This window comes from Fimbriimonadaceae bacterium, from assembly GCA_019638775.1.
Classification (GTDB): domain Bacteria; phylum Armatimonadota; class Fimbriimonadia; order Fimbriimonadales; family Fimbriimonadaceae; genus JAHBTD01.
Genome location: JAHBTD010000078.1, coordinates 1 through 2,849, shown reverse-complemented (window position 1 = coordinate 2,849; position 2,849 = coordinate 1). Strand labels below are relative to the sequence as shown.

The window sequence follows — 2,849 nt, the reverse complement described above, 5'->3', positions numbered from 1 at the left end:
GACGGTGTCGCGCTCAAGCCGCACTTCGATGCTGCCGTTTGTGGCTTCGTAGATACTAATCTCGCTCAAGTCGCCATCCATGTCAGGGTTGTCTAGTTCCGGTTTATTCAAGAATCCGTTGTACCAGGCGCTTACCTTCGGTTTGAACTGTTAAGAAATCTTTAGTAGTTGCCCGTTTCGGGATTCCATCACGTCTCCAGTACGTTCGTCATCAGAGATTCCCGCTGAAGGCCTGGTGCAGCAGCGACTTCTTCAATTCGCCCAGCGCAGTGAGTTTGTGGCTCCTTAAGAGCGGGATCGATACGCTCGGCCTGGGTTTCGGCTTCGTTCATTCCTGTTCCTGCGGTTGTTCCGGCGCAGCGTCGTGTTCATTGAAAATGGCGGCGATAGCTTCCTTGCCAAAGCGTTTTTCCATCAACTCCCGAAACTTCTCGTCGTTGAATGTCTGATAAGTGACATCCTTATAGGCGGTAAACACCTTCGGATTAAAATCGGTTTTGACCCGGTTGACCTCACCTTGAACATCTTCGTGGAAGAGGCGTTTGATGTCCTCATTCGTCGGTTGTTTCCCGAGAAAGCGCGAGTGCCAGTGGTCCGGCGGAGCAGCCCTCAACCGTTCGAGCAAGGCAGTTAATAACTCGTCCACGATTTCCTGGGTGCGCATCTTAATCTGTTCCTGCACTGCCGTCCGGTATTCTGAAATCTTGGCTTCGAGCACTTTGAGTTCTCTCTCAAAGTCGGGCACGTTTCGCCGCAGGATGAGTGTCCCGTATCGCCCAGCCTCAATCACGAACCGCTTTTTAATGCGGTTGCGTTCCCTGTCAATGCTCAGCGGGCCAAATTTTTCCTTAGGCTTCTTGGGATCGGGCTTGGCGGTTTCATCTATGTGCGGGATGTCAACCATGAGAGCATCGGTTTCGGAGAATAAGTGATATCGGTTGGTCAGGCGGCGAACCACCTCAACATCACGAACACCAAACAGTTCTGGGTTCAGCAGGAGCGAGCGGCGGGTGAGCTTGTAATCCTCAATGGTCAATTCAACATATTGCAGCATCGAGCTGAACACGCGCTCAATGCGGGCGACGTTGAACTCCTTCGGAGGGCGAACCTGCAAATCTTCCTTCACCGCTTCCACTGCTCGATTGTCAATCGGGTCCAGCCCTATCTCAAGAGTTGCAAAACCCCTGCTGCCGACTGCACAGGCGTCCGCGAGTTGGGGCGGAAGCTCATTCTGAAGGATGATTGCATTGGGCTTATCCGGCAAGTGCGACTCAGTTTCGATCAACTCTGGCGTCGGGCTATAGATGAGAGTCGTGTCATCGGCAATGAGCAGGCCGATGCGGATGCCAGGATGATGGTTGACCGTGAGGTTATGTTTGGCTGCCGCGGCCTGCAAAAGCTGCATGCCTTTGAAGTCCTTGTCGCCGTAACCGAGTCGGCAAACCTCGGCATCAACATCGAGCACGAGATGAATAGCGGTGCCAGGAACGAGGGACATGGCAGCAGTGAGAGCCTGTGCTACTGGTGGGCGGATGCCGGGAGCAACAAACACCAACCGCTGCCGGGCCTGTGCGATGATTTCACACAGGACTCTGTCATCTACGTTGGTAAAGGTTCGGCTCATTGTGCGGTACCTACAGTTGCCCCGTAAAAGCTTCGTGCAGCAGCGACTTCTTCAATTCTCCCAGCGCGGCGAGCTTTTGCTGGTAGATGAATTCAAGGCGTTGGGTTTCAGCGGCAAGTGCGTCCAGACGGTTCGCGATTTCTTCCTGTTCCTTGAGTACGGGGAAAGACACAACAATCTTCCGCAAGTCTCCGATGTTAATCTGCATCAACGCGGCGCCGTAGGTCTTCGACCGGATTTGTCCCTGAACTGTTTCTGCGGCCATGAGGAAGTATCCAAAATCTTGCCGGACATAGGAGGGCTCAAAAACAATTGGCACGATGCCTCGCGTGACATTCGCACGAATGAGTTCTGGTGCGGCCACGGAAACTACACCTGTACTGCCCCGCACACAAAGCAGAAGTTCACCCCCGCGTAGTGATGTTCGCTCATAGCTTCTAGCGACTTTTGGGTCGATGCGCTTTAACCCATCCAGTGTGATCACTTTGGCGGCTAAATCTGTTGGGCGGACAACAGGCAAACCATTTGGATAATCGTTTCCAGGCTGAACAATTCCGTATGAGAGAGGACAGCTTGCATGCACCACGTCTTCGAGATGCTTCTCCACCCACCCCTCCCATCGCTGAGTGAATACGGATTGCAGGTGGCTCTCGAAGAGGGCGCGGGCGTTGCGGAGGTTCTGTTCGGCGTTGGCTGTGGCGCGGGCGAGGCCGTCAAACGCCTCGTCGAGGATACCGACAATTCGTTGCTGTTCGGAGAGTAGCGTGAAGGCGATGTCTACCGTTTCGATATCTGATTTGTTGATCGAAGGAAAAACCGCGCCATCCTTTCCCGCAAGTTCTGGTCGCAAATGAAGCAGTTGGTAAAATAGAAACTCAGGTGTTATCTCTGTGCCGCTGCGGATGGCAGCCAAACCTCGACCAATGCACACTTCACCGTCAGCAAAGTTTATCGGACCGACTGGCGCGCGAACCGACATCAGAATATCGCCCTCTTGGGCAATCTTAGTGACCTCAGTCGTCCACGTTGTTGGAGGACCGATGAACTTTTCACCAAAATCCTTTTTCCCTTGATAGAAGGGCATTCCCTTTCCGTCAGAGTTATAGAATTTGCCTTCCGGCGATTGACCGGCAATTACAGTACACAAATCCCCGATCTTCTTACGTTGCCACCCCTTCTTCATTTCAGCAACGCCCTGATATTCTCCAGCACCTCCGCACTCTCT

At 53.2% G+C, this 2,849-nt stretch carries 3 protein-coding genes; all 3 read right to left on the bottom strand.

Annotated elements, in window-relative coordinates:
- Positions 1-188 precede the first annotated feature (188 nt).
- The gene (locus tag KF784_19975; protein MBX3121340.1) at positions 189-332 is read right to left on the bottom strand and encodes a hypothetical protein; all 144 of its coding nucleotides are present in this window, start codon (positions 330-332) and stop codon (positions 189-191) included.
- Positions 329-1,624: a hypothetical protein gene (locus tag KF784_19970; GenBank protein ID MBX3121339.1), complete on the bottom strand. Its 1,296-nt coding sequence runs from the start codon at positions 1,622-1,624 to the stop codon at positions 329-331. Before KF784_19970 ends, KF784_19975 begins: the two co-directional genes overlap by 4 nt.
- 10 nt (positions 1,625-1,634) lie before the next feature.
- A partial coding sequence (locus KF784_19965) for a restriction endonuclease subunit S (protein MBX3121338.1) occupies positions 1,635-2,849 on the bottom strand: 1,215 nt, incomplete at its 5' end.

Bases quoted from the DNA above. Each gene is read 5' to 3' on its own strand.
- KF784_19975 (MBX3121340.1), bottom strand. From the start codon at position 332: ATGAACGAAGCCGAAACCCAGGCCGAGCGTATCGATCCCGCTCTTAAG.
- KF784_19970 (MBX3121339.1), bottom strand. From the start codon at position 1,624: ATGAGCCGAACCTTTACCAACGTAGATGACAGAGTCCTGTGTGAAATC.